General features: G+C 47.2%; 1 protein-coding gene. It reads right to left on the reverse strand.

Translation table 11 applies throughout. From position 1 onward, the window contains the following. On the reverse strand, positions 1 to 1,368 hold a 1,368-nt coding region (locus R7P69_RS24680; protein ID WP_318121751.1), incomplete at both ends, for a sensor histidine kinase.

The raw sequence follows: 1,368 nt of genomic DNA on the forward strand, positions 1-1,368 counted from the left end.
CGGGTTCATCATCCGCGACGTAAAGCAGTGGGCCATCAGGATTCTCTGGTAGCGATAAGTCGTCGCCATTTTCCAAATTAATCTCAGGAATTTGAAAGTGCCCGCGCGCCACTAAGGTTTGAGTTGCTTGGATTTCCTCTTCGCTGGCCAATGGCAGTGTGAAACTAAACGTGGTGCCGACCATCGGCTGACTGCTCACGTAAAGTGAACCGCCCATCAACTCAATCAGTTGGCGGCTAATCGATAGTCCCAGTCCCGCACCTTGACGATAGCGACTTGCATCTTGACCAGCTTGAATTAAAGGCTCAAAAATATGCTCAAGATGCTCTGCTGGAATTCCCTGACCAGTATCGACCACTTGCACGCGGACGTGATCGTCAACAATGGTAGCGGAAATGACGATCTTACCTTCTGAGGTGTATTTAATGGCATTGCCAATCAAGTTATACAGCACTTGCTCGAGGCGTTGAGGATCGGCCGAAACGGCTTTCAGGTCGGCTGGTACTTGGTTGATGATGCGAATGGTCTTATTGCCTAGCAGGTGATTAGAAAGCTCAAGCACCAAGCGTGTTGCACTGGCTAAGCTTACTGCCGATTTTTGGATATCCATGCTGCCATAGCGCATTTTGTGGTAATCCAATAAATCGTCTACGAGGTTAGCTAAGCGTTGACCACTCTTGATGATGATATCAAGTTGGTATTTTTGACTGGCGGGAATGACTCCATTTGCTCCTGACACAAGGGTTTCTGCTATCCCAACCATGCCATGTAGCGGTGTACGCAATTCGTGCGAGGTTGTTGCGAGGAACTCATCTTTCAGTTTATCAGCCAGTTGCAACTCATCATTTTGCTTTTGAATCAGCTTGATGTTGCTTTCAAGTTCTTCGTTTTGCTGTTTGATGGTTTGGATTTTTTCTCGAATCGAGCGCTGCATACGTTCGAAGCTGATAGCCAAGCGACCGATTTCATCTTTACGTTCGGTATTGAATGTCGTTTCGTCGAGGTCGCCAGCGGATACTTTCTCCGCTGCCCAAGTCAGTTTCAGCAGTGGTGATGTAATGAAGTTGGACAAATAATGCGATGCAATCACCACAAGAATGATCGCGATTAGCATGGCGATAACGAAGAGTTTTTCCAGTTGATGAATGCGTGAAAACGCCTCTTTTTCTGGAAGTTGAACCACGAGCGCCCATGTAATGCCGCGTGTTTGAATTGGGGCAAATGCAGCGATAATTTCTTCGCCAAGTCCATTGGTGTAGGTGCCAACGTCGGTTTGTCCCGCTAAAGCTTTATCGATGACTTCAAGACTGTTTTGAATACTGTCTTGCTTGGTATTAATCGTACGTGGTTGCTGATCGCTGCCGACCA

Origin of the sequence: Vibrio sp. 661, assembly GCF_033339315.1 — a bacterium.
Taxonomy (GTDB): domain Bacteria; phylum Pseudomonadota; class Gammaproteobacteria; order Enterobacterales; family Vibrionaceae; genus Vibrio; species Vibrio alginolyticus.